At 71.7% G+C, this 16,053-nt stretch carries 9 protein-coding genes; 6 read left to right on the forward strand and 3 right to left on the reverse strand.

The features are described from left to right. Positions 1-184: 184 nt before the first annotated feature. Positions 185-2,821: an alpha-glucan family phosphorylase gene (glgP, locus tag ACFWBY_RS13205; protein WP_385332498.1), complete on the forward strand. Its 2,637-nt coding sequence runs from the start codon at positions 185-187 to the stop codon at positions 2,819-2,821. A 99-nt stretch (positions 2,822-2,920) separates the two neighbouring features. Here glgP and ACFWBY_RS13210 read toward each other — a convergent pair whose 3' ends face one another. After that, positions 2,921-3,934 (reverse strand): Lrp/AsnC family transcriptional regulator, encoded by a 1,014-nt coding sequence (locus tag ACFWBY_RS13210; protein WP_385332792.1) that lies wholly within the window; start codon positions 3,932-3,934, stop codon positions 2,921-2,923. Between the two features lie 129 nt (positions 3,935-4,063). Between ACFWBY_RS13210 and ACFWBY_RS13215 the strand changes: the two genes are divergently transcribed. Together ACFWBY_RS13215 and ACFWBY_RS13220 are read left to right on the forward strand one after the other, a co-directional pair. Further along, the gene (locus ACFWBY_RS13215; protein WP_385332495.1) at positions 4,064-5,671 is read left to right on the forward strand and encodes an MFS transporter; all 1,608 of its coding nucleotides are present in this window, start codon (positions 4,064-4,066) and stop codon (positions 5,669-5,671) included. 248 nt (positions 5,672-5,919) lie between these two features. Then, on the forward strand, positions 5,920-6,453 hold the full coding sequence (locus ACFWBY_RS13220) for a hypothetical protein (protein ID WP_385332492.1): 534 nt from the start codon (positions 5,920-5,922) through the stop codon (positions 6,451-6,453). 209 nt (positions 6,454-6,662) lie between these two features. Here ACFWBY_RS13220 and ACFWBY_RS13225 read toward each other — a convergent pair whose 3' ends face one another. Next, positions 6,663-8,933: a M4 family metallopeptidase gene (locus tag ACFWBY_RS13225; protein ID WP_385332489.1), complete on the reverse strand. Its 2,271-nt coding sequence runs from the start codon at positions 8,931-8,933 to the stop codon at positions 6,663-6,665. A gap of 381 nt (positions 8,934-9,314) precedes the next feature. Between ACFWBY_RS13225 and ACFWBY_RS13230 the strand changes: the two genes are divergently transcribed. Then, positions 9,315-10,790, forward strand: a complete 1,476-nt coding sequence (locus ACFWBY_RS13230) for a sugar transferase (RefSeq protein ID WP_385332486.1) — start codon at positions 9,315-9,317, stop codon at positions 10,788-10,790. Positions 10,791-10,803: 13 nt separating this feature from the next. Here the strand turns inward: ACFWBY_RS13230 and ACFWBY_RS13235 are convergent, their stop codons facing one another. Beyond that, positions 10,804-11,757, reverse strand: coding sequence for a GDP-L-fucose synthase family protein (locus ACFWBY_RS13235; RefSeq protein ID WP_385332483.1), 954 nt, complete (start codon positions 11,755-11,757; stop codon positions 10,804-10,806). A gap of 251 nt (positions 11,758-12,008) precedes the next feature. Here ACFWBY_RS13235 and gmd point away from each other — a divergent pair, with 251 nt between their 5' ends. Both gmd and ACFWBY_RS13245 read left to right on the forward strand, forming a co-directional pair. After that, entirely contained in the window at positions 12,009-13,022 is a 1,014-nt protein-coding gene (gmd, locus tag ACFWBY_RS13240) for a GDP-mannose 4,6-dehydratase (protein WP_214955719.1), read from the forward strand. A gap of 246 nt (positions 13,023-13,268) precedes the next feature. Then, a complete protein-coding gene (locus ACFWBY_RS13245) occupies positions 13,269-16,043 on the forward strand; it encodes a LamG-like jellyroll fold domain-containing protein (protein WP_385332479.1) in 2,775 nt (924 codons plus the stop codon). The last annotated feature ends 10 nt before the right edge of the window (positions 16,044-16,053 follow it).

The raw sequence follows: 16,053 nt of genomic DNA on the forward strand, positions 1-16,053 counted from the left end.
CGTCAACTCGAAGTGGACTTCCGGATGTCCACGGTGATCCATTGCCACGAGCGGGGTGGTCGAGGGGCGGTAGAGGCGCCATGGCCGCGCGGGAGACCCGCCGCTAGCCTTCCGAGGGTGATGCGGGCGCCGCACAGCGTGGTGCGGCCCCTCCGATCCGTCATCCCCTGCGAAGGTGGAACGCGTGAAGGCTATCCGTCGATTCACCGTGCGCCCCGTCCTCCCCGAGACCCTCTCGCCCCTCGCAGGCCTCGCGCGCAATCTGCGCTGGTCCTGGCACACCGAGACCCGCGAGCTCTTCCAATCCGTCGATCCCGAGGGCTGGCAGGCAGCCGGCGGGGATCCCGTCCGGCTGCTCGGCGCCGTGTCCGCCGCGCGCATCGCGGAGCTCGCCGCCGACCGGCGGTTCCTGCGGCGGCTCGCCGTCGCCGCCGCCGACCTCGATGACTACGTCCACGGCGGGAGGTGGTACCAGGGCCACGAGGCCGCCGCGGAGCTACCCGCCGGCATCGCCTACTTCTCGCCCGAGTTCGGGATCACCGCCGCCCTGCCCCAGTACTCCGGCGGGCTCGGGATCCTCGCCGGGGACCACCTCAAGGCCGCCAGCGATCTCGGCGTACCCCTCATCGGGGTCGGACTGCTCTACCGCCACGGGTACTTCCGCCAGTCCCTCTCCCGGGACGGCTGGCAACAGGAGCACTACCCGGTGCTCGACCCCAACGAACTGCCCGTCTCGCTCGTGCGCGAGGAGGACGGGACGCCGGCCCGGGTGTCGCTGAGCCTGCCCGGCGGCCGGGCCCTGCACGCCCACATCTGGCAGGCGCGCGTCGGCCGGGTACCGCTGCTGCTCCTCGACTCCGACGTCGAGGACAACGACGCCGTCGCCCGCGAGGTGACCGACCGCCTCTACGGCGGCGGGAGCGACCACCGGCTCCTCCAGGAAATGCTCCTGGGGATCGGCGGGGTGCGGGCCGTCAGGAGCTACTGCCGGATCACCGGGCATCCCGACCCCGAGGTGTTCCACACCAACGAGGGCCACGCCGGGTTCCTCGGACTCGAGCGCATAAGGGAACTGGAAGGACAGCGGGGACTCGGCTTCGACGCCGCCGTCGAAGCCGTGCGGGCGGGAACGGTCTTCACGACGCACACGCCCGTCCCCGCCGGCATCGACCGGTTCGACCGGGCGCTGGTCGCCCGCCACTTCGGCGAGGGCGGCGAGCTGGCCGGCGTACCCGTCGACCGGATCCTGGAACTCGGCGCGGAGACCTACCCCGGCGGCGACCCCGGTGTCTTCAACATGGCCGTGATGGGGCTGCGCCTCGCCCAGCGGGCCAACGGCGTCTCCACGCTGCACGGCGCGGTCAGCCGGGAGATGTTCGCCGGACTGTGGCCGGGATTCGACCCCGCCGACGTGCCCATCACCTCCGTGACGAACGGAGTGCACGCACCGACCTGGGTCGCGCCGGAAGTGGTGAAGCTCGGCGCCCGCCAGATCGGCGCCGGACGCACCGAGGACGCCCTGTCCGTCGGCGGCTCCCCGCGCTGGGACGCCGTCGCCGACATCCCGGACCAGGACGTCTGGGATCTGCGCCGGGTGCTCAGGGAGCAGCTGGTCCAAGAGGTACGGGACCGCCTGCGGGCCTCCTGGCGCCAGCGCGGGGCCGCCGACGCCGAACTGGGCTGGGTGGACTCCGTCCTCGACCCCGACGTCCTGACCATCGGCTTCGCCCGCCGCGTCCCGTCCTACAAGCGGCTCACGCTGATGCTGCGCGACCCCGACCGGCTGCGGCGCCTGCTGCTGGACCCGGACCGGCCGGTGCAGATCGTGGTCGCGGGCAAGGCGCACCCCGCCGACGACGGCGGCAAGCGGCTCGTCCAGGAGCTGGTGCGCTTCTCCGACGACCCGCGCGTGCGCCACCGGATCGTGTTCCTGCCCGACTACGGCATGGCCATGGCGCAGAAGCTCTACCCGGGCTGCGACGTCTGGCTCAACAACCCGCTGCGCCCGCTGGAGGCGTGCGGGACCAGCGGGATGAAGGCCGCGCTCAACGGCTGCCTCAACCTCTCCGTCCTGGACGGCTGGTGGGACGAGTGGTTCGAGCCGGACTTCGGCTGGGCCATCCCGACCGCCGACGGCCTCGGCACGGACGAGGACCGGCGCGACGACCTGGAGGCGAACGCCCTCTACGACCTGATCGAAGGACGGGTCGCGCCCCGGTTCTACGACCGGACCGGGCGGGGCGGACTGCCGGTCCGCTGGATCGAGATGGTCCGGCGCACCCTCGTCTCACTGGGACCCAAGGTGCTGGCCGGTCGGATGGTGCGGGAGTACGTGGAGCGGCTCTACGCTCCGGCCGCGCTCGCCCACCGCGCCCTGACGCCGGAAGCGGCACGGGACCTCGCCTGGTGGAAGGGCCGGGTACGCGCGGCCTGGCCGAAGCTCACCGTCGAGCACGTGGAGGCGCTGGCGGCGGGCCCGGTAGGCGGTACCGCCGAACTCGGGGCGACCCTCACCCTGCGCGTGCAGGTCTCCCTCGACGCGCTCGGGCCCGAGGACGTGGAAGTCCAGGCCGTCGCGGGCCGGGTCGACGCGCAGGACGTGATCCGGGACGGCCGGGCCTTCCCGCTCAAACCGGCCGGCGGCCCGGACCTGGAGGGGCGCAGGCTGTACGAGGGCCCGCTAGCCCTCGACCGCACGGGGCCCTTCGGCTACACCGTGCGGATCCTGCCGACGCATCCGCTGCTGGCGACCCCGGCCGAACTGGGCCTGGTCGCCGGACCGCAGGAAACGGACGCGGGAGGCGGCGTACTCCTGCGCTAGGGCGCGTCCGTCGAAGTGGCGCGGGCCAGGGGCCACTTCGAGGACAGGCTCAGGGCGCGGCGAGCCCGCCGGTCCGCGGACATCCGCGGGCCCGCGGGCTCAGGGGGCGGGCGGCGGATCGACCAGCCGCCCGCCCTCCACCAGCATCCCGGCCCGTTTGACGCTGAGCAGGGACGGGATCACCTCCACGTGGCCCACGCCCTCCACCGCGCCGATCCGCTCGGTCAGGTACGTGTAGAGCGCGTCGGTGTCACGGCACACCGCCACCGCCATCAAGGAGGCCGCCCCCGTCACCGCCGCCGCGAAAGCGATCTCGCGGTGGCCCGCCAGCGCCGCCCCCACCTGCGCCAGCCGGGCTGGCGGCACGGTCAGCACCAGCGTCGCCTCGGCCTCGTAACCGAAGAGCGCCGGGACGAACTCCACGTCGAAGAAGACCGCCCCCAGCGCGCGCAGCCGCTCCAGCCTGCGGCGAGCCGTCGACTCCGACAGCCCGGTGGCGCGCGCCAGTTCCGGGTATCCGGCGCGGCCGTCCCGGCCCAGCACCGCGAGCAGCGCGAGCTCCGCCGCGTCCAGGACGTACGGGGTGTCCGGCGCGGGCAGGACCGGCGGCCGCTCGAGCGCCGCGATCTGGTCGGGGCGCAGCGCGTCCGTACCCGCCCACGCGTCAGGCCCGCCGAAGAACTTCCGCAGGATCGTGTGGGCGCTGATACCGGTCACCCGCCGGGTGCGCGGCAGCTTGTCCAGGAGCAGCGCGTCCCGGTCCTGGCGGGTCCGGGCCCGGGTCATGCAGTGGACCTCCGTGCCGCCCGAGTTCAGCGTCACCCACGCGATGTCCGGACGGCGGGCGAGCGCCTCGGCGACCGGGAGCGCCGCGTCGGGGGCGCACTGCACGCGCAGCCAGGACTCGAACAGCCCGACGCGGCTGCCCAGGGGCAGCCCGACGACCCTGATGAGGCCGGTGCCCCGAAGGCGCCGGTAGCGGCGGACGACGGTCTGGTCGGAGACCTCCAGCACTTCGGCGAGCCGGCTGAAGGCGGCCCGGCCGTCGATCACGAGGGCCTGGACCAGGGACCGGTCGAGCGGGTCCATCTCCGTGTCGTTCACGGTTCCCATCATCCCAGGGCGTCCGATGGGGGAAATCCGGCGCGAGCGGGCCGCTGGGTGGGGGACGGGGCGGGGCGCGGGCACCTTGGGCAACCCGGGGATCCTGCCGAGCCCCCCGTGATCCGAGGAGAACTCCCCATGCGCAAATGGCTGCCGTTGACGGCGGTGTGTCTAGGGGCCTTCATGCTTCTGGTCGACGTCACGATCGTGACCGTCGCCCTGCCCGACATGGCCGACGACATGGACACCGGATTCTCCGGGCTCCAGTGGGTGATGGACATATACGCCCTCGCCCTGGCCGCCCTGCTGCTCGGCGCCGGTTCGCTCGCCGACCGGATCGGCCGGCGCCGCGTCTACCTCGGCGGGCTCGGCCTCTTCGCCGCCGCCTCCCTCGCCTGCGGTCTGGCCGGCGGGCCGGCCGCGCTGATCGCGTTCCGCGCCGTCCAGGGCGTCGGCGCCGCCGCGATGTTCGCCACCACCATGGCCCTGCTCAGCTCCGCCTACCAGGGCCGCGACCGGGGCGTCGCCTTCGGCGTCTGGGGCGCGGTCAACGGGGCCGCCGCCGCGGCCGGCCCCATCATCGGCGGCCTGCTCACCGAGCAGTTCGGCTGGCGCTGGATCTTCTTCATCAACCTCCCCGTGTGCGCCCTCGCCGTGTACGTCACCCTGAAGGCCGTCGGCGAGTCCCGCGACCCGCACGCCAAGGGCCTGGACCTGCCCGGCACGGCCGCCTTCACGACCGGCGCCGCCGCTCTCACCTACGCCCTGATCCGGGCCGGAGAGAACGGATGGACCTCCCTCACCACGCTGGGCCTGTTCGCCCTGGGCGCGGCCGCCTTCGCCGCCTTCGTCCTCGTCGAACTGCGCAGCTCCCGGCCGATGCTGGACCTCTCGCTCTTCCGCAGCCCGGCCTTCGTCGCGGTCATGGCCGCCTCGCTGCTGATGGCCGGAGCCGCCTTCGGCTACCTGATGTACGTCTCCCTGTGGCTGCAGACCGCCGAGGGCATGGGGCCGGTCGGCGCCGGCCTGGCGCTGGTTCCGCTCAGCCTGGCCGGCTTCTTCGTCGCCGCCGCGAGCGGCAAGCTGATGCACGGGGCCCCGCCCCGGATCACCATCGGCGGCGGGCTGTTCCTCATCGGCGCCGGCGCGCTGCTCCAGGGTTGGATGCTGGACACCGGCGACGGTTGGACGGCGCTGGTGCCCGGCATGGTCGTCGCCGGCGTCGGCGTGGGCATGAGCTCCCCGGCTCTGGCGGCCGCCGCGATGGGCGCCGTGCCCCCGGCCCGGGCGGGCATGGCGGGCGGCGCGCTGAACACCGCCCGGCAGCTGGGCATGGCGCTGGGCATCGCGGTGCTCGGGGCGGTCTTCCAGGCCGGGCTGTCGGACGGGCTCGAAGGCTCGGGCCGGCCGCACGGCACGGCCGAGGCGCTGGCCGGCGGCGGAGCGGGCAAGGTGCTCCAGGCGGCCCCGGAGGCCGCGCGGTGGGTGGAGGCGGCCTTCGTGAGCGGGCTGCGCGACACCTTGTGGGTCTCGGGGGCGCTGGGCCTGGCGGGCGCGCTGATCCTGGTGGCACTGGTCCGCCGGCCGGCCGCCGGGCGGACCCCGGAGGCAGCCGGTGCGACGGAGGCAGCGGGGACGACGGAGGCAGCGCGCGGCCCGGCGGGTCCCGGGGCTCCGGCGGGTCCCGGGGCTCCCGTGGCCGGAGGGGTTGCGGCGCCCGGGACGGGCGAACGCGCCGCCGTCTGAGCCGCCTCGGCGGGCGTGCGCACGGGCTCACGAAGCTCGCGCACGCCCGTGCGTACGCCCGCCCGAGTGGCCCCGGGACCCGTGCGGATTCCGGGGCGTTCGGGCGTTCGGCCCCCGAGGGGACCGTGAGGGTGAACCTTCGAACGCGCGGCGCAGTCGAACCGTTTCGGCGCTTCCGTTCCTCCTACGCTGCCTCGCGGATGTCTCCGGACCCGGCATCCCCGAAACCCCGAGAAATGGACTCCTTCATGCGTCTTCGCACCACCGCCGCGACGCTGCTCGCGGCCCTCGCACTTGTCCTGCCCACCGCGGGCCAGTCACTCGCCAACGACCACGACGACCACGACGGCCTCGGTGTGCTCAGCTACCGGTACAGCGACGACGGCGACACGCGTCACGGCCGGATCGAGCCCTCCGACAACGACACCTGCTACCAGCTGACCCACGCCTCGGGCAACCACCCGGCCTTCGAGGTGCGCAACGAGACGGAATCCCTGGCGGTGCTCTTCGAGGGCCGCCACTGCGGCGGCCAGGCCGTGGAGGCGCTGGAGCCGGGCGAGAGGGCGCGGGACCTGGAGGTCCGGTCGGTCCTCTTCAAGCCGTCCGACGACGAGAACCACCACGGACGCCACGACGGGCGCGACGACGGGCGCGACGACGACCGCGACGACCGCCGCGACGACTGGCGTGACGACGAGGACCGCACCGGCGCCCGCGTGGCCGGCGCGCCGGCCGAGGCGGCGCCGGGCTTCTTCGACTCGATGGTCCGCGCCATCAACTGACCCCGGCCGCAAGCGGCAGGAAGGGCCCGGCACCCCTCGGGGTGCCGGGCCCTTCCGGTGCGTGCGGTGTGCCCGCGTGCGGCGTGCATCGTTCCTCCGCCCGGCCCTGGCGGCCCGGCAAATGGGACAGGGCCGCCCGGGGAGGTCTGCTCCCGGGCGGCCCCGTGATCTGACGGTTCAGCTCCTGCTCACCGGATCCCTCGTGGGGATCAGAAGGTCAGCTTCCAGCTGTTGATGTAACCGGTGTCCAGGCTGGCCAGGTCGGCCACCCGGAGCTTCCAGGTGCCGGCCGCGACCTCGGAGGAGGCGTTCACGGTGAAGCTCTGGATGATGTTGTCCGCGCTGCCGCCGGTGCGGTTGCGCAGGTTGTAGACGGTGCCGTCGGGGGCGACCAGGTCGACCCGCAGGTCACCGACGTAGGTGTGGACGATGTTCACGTCCACCTTGAGGGTGCTCGGGGCGTTGCCCGTGCGGTTGACCGGGAGCGGGGACTCCACCGTGGCGTTGTCCGCGATCGTGTAGTCGGTCGTGTTCTCGAAGACGCTCTGCTGCGAGGTCCCGACGGTCCAGACGAAGGACGCCGTACCGGTCTGGTTCGCCGAGTCCTTCACCGTGACCGTCGTGTTGTACGTACCGGCGGTGGAGGCGGTCCCGGAGATCAGGCCGGTCGAGGAGTTGATCGACAGGCCGGTCGGCAGACCGGTCGCCGTGTAGGTCAGGGCGCCGGCGTTGGTGCTGCTGGCCTGGATCTGGAGGCTGACGGCGCTGCCCGTGACGGTGTTCTGGTTACCGGGGCTGGTGACCGAGACACCGGCGACGATGCGCGGGCCGACGTTGATGCCGGCCCAGGCGTTGGCCGTGTTGTTGTACGTGGCCGAGCCGGCCCCGTACAGGTCGGCGGCGGCCTGGAGGGTGGCGACGCGGGCGGCGGCGTAGTTGGTGTTCGACTTGAAGTAGCCGGCCGTCAGCGCGCGGAACCAGATCTTCGATGCGGCGTCGCGGCCGATCGCGGTGACCGGGAGGTTGTCCGAGGTCGGCGAGTTGTAGCTCACGCCGTTGATGACCTTGGCGCCCGAGCCCTCGGAGGCCAGGTAGTACCAGTGGTTGGCCGGACCGGAGGAGTAGTGGACGTCGATGGAGCCGATGCCCGAGTACCAGGCGTCCTTGGAGCCGCCGTCCTTGCTCGGCTTGTCCATGTAGCGCAGCGGGGTGCCGTCGCCGTTGATGTCGATCTTCTCGCCGACGAGGTAGTCACCGACGTCGTTGGTGTTGTTGGCGTTGAACTCGACGGCCGCCGCCATGATGTCGGAGGTCGCCTCGTTGAGGCCGCCGGGCTCACCCGAGTAGGTCATGTTGCCGGTGACCGAGGTGAGGCCGTGGGTCATCTCGTGCGCGGCCACGTCGATCGACGTCAGCGGGTGGGTGTTGCCCGTGCCGTCGCCGTACGTCATGCAGAAGCAGGAGTCGCTCCAGAACGCGTTGACGTACGCGTTGCCGTAGTGGACCCGGCTGTACGGGGCCACGCCGTCGTTGCGCAGGCCGTTGCGGCCGTGCACGTTCTTGTAGTAGTCCCACGTCAGCTGGGCGCCGTAGTGCGCGTCGGCACCAGCGGTCTCCCGGCTCGAGGCGGCACCGGTGCCCCAGGTGTCGTCCGGGCCGGTGAAGAGGGTGCCCGTGCCGCTGCCGGTGCCCCCGTTGAGGTCGTAGGTCTTGTGGGCGCCGCGGCCGGCGTCGTTCAGCGTGAAGTTGCTGCCCGACTGCGAGGTGCCCAGCGTGACCTGACCGCTGTACATCGTGTTGCCGACGCCGGTCTCGATCGCCTGCCACTCGGTGATCTTCGCGCCGGTCTTGGCGTTGGTGACCACGTGCAGTTCGCTCGGGGTGCCGTCGTGCTGGAGGCCGCCGACGACGGTCTCGAAGGCGAGGACCGGAGCGCCTTCCGCGGCCCAGATCACCTTGCGGGCGCCCTTGGTGGCCGTGGCGTCCTTGGCACCCGCCGCGTTGGCCGAGCTGAGCGCCGCGCCCTCGGCCGAGGCCGGGGTGACGGTGGCTGTGGTGTCCGCGACCTTGATGTCCGCGTTGGTGGCCTTGGTGACGCTCTTGGTGACGCCGCCCTTGGCGTGGACGGTCAGGTCACCGCCGAGCACCGGTATGCCGTCGTAGGTGCGCTCGTAGGTGGTGTGGGTGGTGCCGTCCGCGTCCTTGACCACGTCGCGGACGATGAGCTTCTCCGTGCCGGCGAGGCCGAGGGCCTTGGCCGCCTGCGCGGTGGTGGAGTTCGCCTCGGCGAGGAGCGTCGCACGCTCCGAAGCGCTGAGTGCGCGGTTGGCCGCGCCCGGGTTGGCCTGGGCGACCGTGCCGACCTGGGACGCGGTGGCGTCGGCGGTGGCGGTTCCGGTCTGGATGCCTACGGCGAGGAGAGCGGCCGCGGCAACAAGCGCGCCGGCCGTGGTGGCACGCCGCTGGGGGGTGGGACTCAACGCAGACTCCTTCTGCAAGGGGGGTTCCGGACGGCTGGGTGGGCCTCCGGGCAGATCGGGCTGGTGCGAAGAACGGTCGAAGAGTGCCATCTGCGCGCCGTGATGTCAGGGCCGCGTCAAAAGGTTGGCTGGAAACGGTTCGTTGTCCGAAGAGACGTATCCGGTATCCGGAACATTCACTTTGGTGTGGGAGAGAAGCGATCAATATCCGGAATGTGCAATGCCGACCTCTAACGCTTGGGCAACAAGACGCCCGGTTCCCGCAAACGGCATTTCCCGTACTGGCGTTTGTCGTACTGTTTCCCGGTGCGTCAGATGTCCACCGCTTGGGGAAGCCGGCGGACACGCGCCACCGTCAGAGACCACGTGCCAGGGGGGCCCATGAGGCATGTCCATATACCTGTGCAAAGAGTGGCCAGGAGGGCGCTCGCGTCGGCCGCGCCGATTCGAGGGCTCGGCGACAAGGCGCGCTGGTACCTGCCGGCCGCGGTCGCCGCGGACCTCATCGGCGCGGGGGTGCCCGTCGGCCTGGTCTTCGAGGCCGCGCAGCAGGCCCGGCCCGTCTACTGCGCCGCCGGCGCCGCCCTGGCATGGAGCGGCGTGCAGCTGCTCCGCCGGCGGTACGCGGCGCGGGTGCTGGGAGAGTCCCGGGGAGTTCTGCCCGTCGTACACGACTGGCTGATTCTGATCGGCGTTCTCGCCGTGGCCCGCGTCGTCACCGGTGAGGACACGCCCCGGCTGTCCGCGCTCGGCGCCCTGCTGCCCGCCCTGCTCGTCACCGTCGCCTGCCACAAACTGACCTACCGTCATCTCTCCGCCGCCCGGCGCGAGGCCCAGGCCGTGAGCCGGGTGCTGGTCGTCGGCGAGCCCGACTCCGCCGAATCCGTCATCGGCCACCTCGCCGCGCGCACCGACCACCCGTACGTCGTCGTGGGCGTCGTCCCGGTCGGCCCCGGCGGGCTCGACAGCGGGGTGCCGGTGGCCGCGCGCCTCGGCTCCGCGATGGCGCAGACCCCGACGGGGGACTCCGCCGCCGTGCTCGACGCCGTCGCCGCCCACCGCGCCGACCTGGTGCTCGTCGCTCCGGGGGCGCAGCTCGCGGGGGAGCGGCTGCGCCGGATCGCCTGGGCCCTGCACGACGCCGGGCTGGAACTGGCGGTCTTCCCCGGTCTGGTGGAGGTCTCCGTCAAGCGGCTGGAGACGCTGTCCGCGGGCGGCCTGGCCGTGCTGCGGGTGGCTCCGCCGGTGAGCCGGGGGATCCAGACCCTGCTGAAGTCGGTACTGGACCGGGCGGCCGCGGGGACCGGACTGGTGCTGCTGTCACCGGTGTTCCTGGCGGTGGTCCTGGCGATCCGCCTCGGTTCGAGCGGGCCGGCCTTCTACCGGCAGCGGCGCATCGGCCGGGACGGGGTCCCGTTCGTCATGTGGAAGTTCCGCACGATGGTCGTCGACGCGGACGCGCTGAAGGCGGAACTGTCCGGATCCAACGAGAACGACGGCCTGATGTTCAAGATGCGCCGCGATCCGCGCGTGACCAGAGTGGGCCGGCTGCTGCGGCGCACCTCCATGGACGAGCTGCCGCAGCTCATCAACGTGGTGGCCGGGGACATGTCCCTGGTGGGCCCGCGCCCGCCGCTGCCGGAGGAGGTGGCGAAGTACGACGAGGTCGAACTGCGCCGGCTCACGGTGCGGCCGGGGATGACCGGGCTGTGGCAGATCAGCGGCCGGTCCGACCTGTCTTGGGACGAAACGATCCAGCTCGATCTGCAGTACGTCGACAACTGGTCCTTCACCAGTGACGTCGACGTCATGGGCCGCACGCTCCGCGCCGTGGTCGACGGTCGCGGAGCGTACTGAGGCCGTTTTGGGATCAGCTCCGCTCGTCGCCCTGCTCGCGCCACCACGCGTACGTGGCGGCGATGCCGTCCCGCAGAGGGATCGCGGGCTTCCAGCCCAGCGCGCGCAGGCGGGTCACGTCCAGCAGCTTGCGGGGCGTCCCGTCCGGCTTCGAGGTGTCCCAGGCGAGCCTGCCGCGGAAGCCGGTCACCTCGGCGACCGTCTCGGCGAGGGCCTTGATGGTGAGGTCCTCGCCGCAGCCGATGTTGACCGGCTCGGCGCCGTCGTACTCGCGGAGCAGGACGGCGCAGGCGGCGGCCAGGTCGTCGACGTGCAGGAACTCCCGGCGGGGCGTGCCCGATCCCCACAGCGTGACCTCCTCGCGCCCCTCGGCCGCGGCTTCGTGGAAGCGGCGGACGAGGGCGGGCAGGACGTGGGACGTCTCCAGGTCGAAGTTGTCGCCGGGACCGTAGAGGTTCGTCGGCATCGCCGAGATGTACGAGGCCCCGTACTGCTTGCGGTACGACTGGACCTGGACGATGCCGGCGATCTTCGCCAGGGCGTACGCCTCGTTCGTGGGCTCCAGCGGGCCGGTCAGCAGGGAGTCCTCGCTGATGGGCTGCGGGGCGAGCTTGGGGTAGATGCAGGAGGAGCCGAGGAACAGCAGCCGGCCGACCCGCGCGGCGTGCGCGCCGGCGACGACGCTCAGCTGGATCTTGAGGTTGTCCTCCAGGAACTGCACCGGATAGGTGCTGTTGGCCATGATCCCGCCGACTTTGGCGGCGGCCAGGACGACGGCGTCCGGCCGGACGTCCCCCAGGTACGCCGCGGTCGCCGCGGCGTCGCGCAGGTCGAGGTCGGCGCGACCGCGGGTGAGCACCTCGTACCCGTCGGCGGTGAGCCGGCGGACGACCGCGGACCCCACGAGACCGCGGTGGCCGGCGACGAAGACGCGGGCGTTCGGAGGCAGGAACGGCGAACTTGTCATACCGCCGATGATGCCAGTCGGCCGTCCGCGCATTTACGGTGGAGCCGCCTCCGGCGTCGCGCCGGCGGGCCCCCGCGCAGGTGGCGCCGGGTGCCCCCGCCCCCGCGCGGATGCGGCGGTTTACCTTCCGGATGGGCCGTGTACGGTACCCATCCAGTCCTCTCGGGGCGGGGCCGCCCGCCGCGCCGGCCGCTCAGGGCCCGGCCGGGCCCCAGTACAACAAGACCGCAACGATCCCCAGGGGGGACCCAATGGGCAAGACCGCGCTGATCACCGGCGTCACCGGGCAGGACGGCTCGTACCTCGCCGAGCTGCTGCTTTCCAAGGGCTACACGGTGCACGGGCTCGTGCGGCGGTCCTCCAGCTTCAACACGGAGCGGATCGACCACATCTACCAGGACCCGCAGACGGCGAACCGGTCCTTCGTGCTGCACCACGCGGACCTCTCCGACGGCGTGTCCCTCGTGAACCTGCTCCGTGAGATACGCCCCGACGAGGTGTACAACCTCGGAGCCCAGTCGCACGTGCGCGTCTCCTTCGACGCCCCGCTCTACACCGGCGACGTCACCGGCCTCGGGGCGCTGCGGCTGCTGGAGGCGATCCGGGCCAGCGGCGTGGACACGCGCATCTACCAGGCCTCCTCCTCCGAGATGTTCGGGGCCACCCCGCCCCCGCAGAACGAGGGCACCCCGTTCCACCCGCGCAGCCCGTACGGCGCCGCGAAGGTGTTCGCCTACTGGACGACGGTGAACTACCGCGAGGCGTACGGCATGTTCGCCGTCAACGGGATCCTCTTCAACCACGAGTCCCCGCGCCGCGGCGAGACCTTCGTGACCCGCAAGATCACCCGCGCGGTCGCCCGCATCAAGGCGGGCCTGCAGGAGAAGCTCTACCTCGGCAACCTCGACGCGGTCCGCGACTGGGGCTACGCCCCGGAGTACGTGGACGCCATGTGGCGGATGCTCCAGCAGGACGAGCCCACCGACTACGTCGTGGCCACCGGCGTCGCCGCCACCGTCCGCGAGTTCGTCGAGGCCTCCTTCGCCCACGCCGGCCTCGACTGGAACGAGCACGTTCGCTACGACCCCAAGTACGAACGCCCCAGCGAGGTCGACGCCCTGATCGGTGACGCCTCCAAGGCCCATGCGCTCCTCGGCTGGAAGCCGACGGTCCTGGTAGCCGAATTGGCCAAGATCATGGTCGACTCCGACATTCGCCAGGTCGAGGACCAACTGGCCGGTGTGAGCGTTCGCATCGACCGCTAGGCCTTATATTTTCGCCTACGATTCGCCGTGTCCCGGTCATTCATGGAGCTTTCCGTGGGTCTGACCGGGGCAAACCTGCCGTATGTCCGTAGTGCGCCGTCCGTACTGAACTTCTTGATTCCAAGTTGGTATGCAATGGGTCAAGTGCGGTGACCAGGCCCTCGCGTGAGCCCTAGTCTGCGCCAGTACATATGGCTGTTCGGATAGTTCCAGCCATTCAAACCGGGCAATTGCCCTGGGGGGCTCATGCGTAGATCCAGAGGGCTGACTGCTGCCCTCGTCCTGTCACTGGCCGGCGCCGGCACCGGGATAGGCCTCGTGCTGATACCCGAGGCGTCGGCCATCACGCAGCCGGTGGCCTTCACCGCCGACAACCTGCCGACGTGGCAGCCCAACGGCATCGTCTGGGCCATGGACCAGGCCAACGGCACCGTCTTCGCCGGCGGCACCTTCTCGGCCGTCCGCCCGCCCGACGGCGCGGCCGGCGCGGAGCAGGAAGCAGTGAACTTCGTCGCGCTCGACGCGGCGACGGGCGCCCCGAGCTCCTGCAAGCTCTCCTTCACCGTCGGCGACGGCAGCGCGACCGTGCGCGCCCTCACCGTGTCGAAGGACAAGAAGACGCTCTACGCGGCCGGTTACTTCGGCGCCGTCAACGGCACCCCGGTCTCCAGCGTCGCCGCCGTCGACATCGAGACCTGCACCCCCAAGGCCTCGTTCCACCCGAACTTCCCGGCCACCGTGCGGGCGCTCGCCGTCACCGACGACACCCTGTACGCGGCCGGCGACTTCAGCACCGTCGAGGGCCAGACCCGCGAGCGGTTCGCCGCGGTCGACGCCTCCTCCGGTGCGCTGAAGCCCTTCGTCGCCAACGCCGACGAACCCGGCCGCGCCGTCAAGGTCAGCAACGACGGCAAGAACGTCCTGCTGGGCGGCGACTTCTTCACGGTCAACGGCTCCAACAGCCACGCGCTGGCCGTCGTCAACGCCACCACCGGCGCCGTGAACAAGACGTACGCCAACATCCCGGCGAACTCGGTCGTCAAGCACATCGCGGCCGACGCGACCGGCTACTACACCGGCAACGAGGGCTCCGGCGGCGGCGTCTTCGACGGACGCATCGCCCTCGCCCCCAACTTCACCGAGAAGTGGCGCGACCGCTGCCTCGGCGCGACCCAGTACGTCCTGCCGTACGACGGAGTCCTCTACAGCTCCTCGCACGGGCACGACTGCAGCACCGAGGGCCAGTTCCCCAACGGCAAGCGCCACTTCCTGCTCGCGCAGTTCACCGACCAGGAGGGCGCGGCCCCCGCGCCCGTGGACGGTTTCGTGCGCAGCCCCCGCAAGCTCGGCTGGCACCCCACCGCCAACGACGGCCTCGGCGAGGGCATCGGCCCGCGCGTGATGGCCATCGCGGAGAAGAGCAGCACCAAGTACATGTGGGTCGGCGGTGAGTTCACCCTCATCAACGGCAAGGCCCAGCAGGCCCTGACCCGCTTCGCCTCCACCGGCGACGTCGGCGCCCCGACCACTCCGGTCTCCAGCGTCTCCAGCGTCAAGCCCGGCGAGGTCCAGGTCCGCTGGCGCGCCAGCTACGACGCGGACGACAGCAAGCTGACCTACCGCGTCTACCGCAACGGTTCAGCGACCCCGGTCGCCACCGTCTCCGCGGACTCCCTGGAGTGGCTGCGCCCGCAGGCCTCCTGGACCGACACCACGGTCAAGGCCGGCCAGTCCTACAGCTACCGGGTGACCGCCACCGACGCGGCGGGCAACACCAGCGCCCTGTCGGCCAGCACCTCGGTGACGGTCCCGACCTCGGTGCTCGCGTACCCCCAGCAGGTCCGTGCGGACGGCGCCAACCTGTACTGGCGCTACGACGACACCGTCAGCCCGTACGTCGCCGACTCCTCGGACGGCGGCAACACCAGCGCCCTCCAGCTGAACGCCCCCGCACTGCGCCAGACCCCGGGCGCGGTCACCGGAGCGAGCACGGCCATGGGCTTCAACGGCACCAGCCAGCAGGTCTACGGCGACCGCCGGCAGACGGTCGGGAGCTCGTACACCATCGAGACGTGGTTCAAGACGAACACCACGCGCGGCGGCAAGCTGGTCGGGTTCGGCAACAACACCGACCGCAGCAGCAGCCTGTACGACAAGCAGGTCTACATGACCAACTCCGGCCGGATCTTCTTCGGCGTCAACTCGGGCTCGGTCAAGACGCTCTCCACGGGCCTGACCGAGACGTACAACGACAACAAGTGGCACCACGTCGTCGCCACGCAGGGCCCCGCCGGAATGGCCCTGTACGTCGACGGCCAGTCCAAGGGCACCTCCAACGTCACGGGCTCCCAGCAGTACGAGGGCTACTGGCACGTCGGCGGAGACAACCTCAGCGGCTACCCCTCCAGGCCGACCAGCAACTTCTTCGCCGGCCAGATCGACGAGACGGCCGTCTACCCGAAGGTGCTGACCCAGGCCCAGGCCAAGAACCACTTCGACCTGGCCAAGGCCGTCAGCGACACCGTCTCCCAGGTCGGCGCGACCGAGGACACCTACATCAACCAGGGCGCGCCCAGCACGGCCTACGGCACCGCGAGCTCGCTCGCCGTGCGCGGCACCTCGGCCTACGAGACGTACCTGCGCTTCGACATCCCGGCCGCCCCGGCCGGCCAGGTGCTGAAGTCGGCCTCGCTGCAGGTCAAGACCTCGACCGCGGCGGGCGCCGGTACCGTCGACACCGTCTCCGTCGTCCCGGTCACCGGGACCTGGAGCGGTGCGGGCACGACCTTCAAGACCAAGCCCACCCTCGGCACCACCCCGCTGGGCACCCTCGCGGGCGCCCCGGACGGCTCGGCCGTCCAGAGCGTGCAGCTGGACACGGCGGCGCTCTCCTCGGTCCTGGGCACCAGCTACAGCCTGGGCCTGACGAGCACGGGCACCGACCCGCTGTGGATCTGGTCCTCGGAGGCGACGGCCGCGGACGCCAAGCCGCAGCTCGTCCTCGTCTTCGGCGCGAAGTAGCCGCTTGACG

Source organism: Streptomyces sp. NPDC060049, assembly GCF_042736715.1.
Lineage (GTDB): Bacteria > Actinomycetota > Actinomycetes > Streptomycetales > Streptomycetaceae > Streptomyces.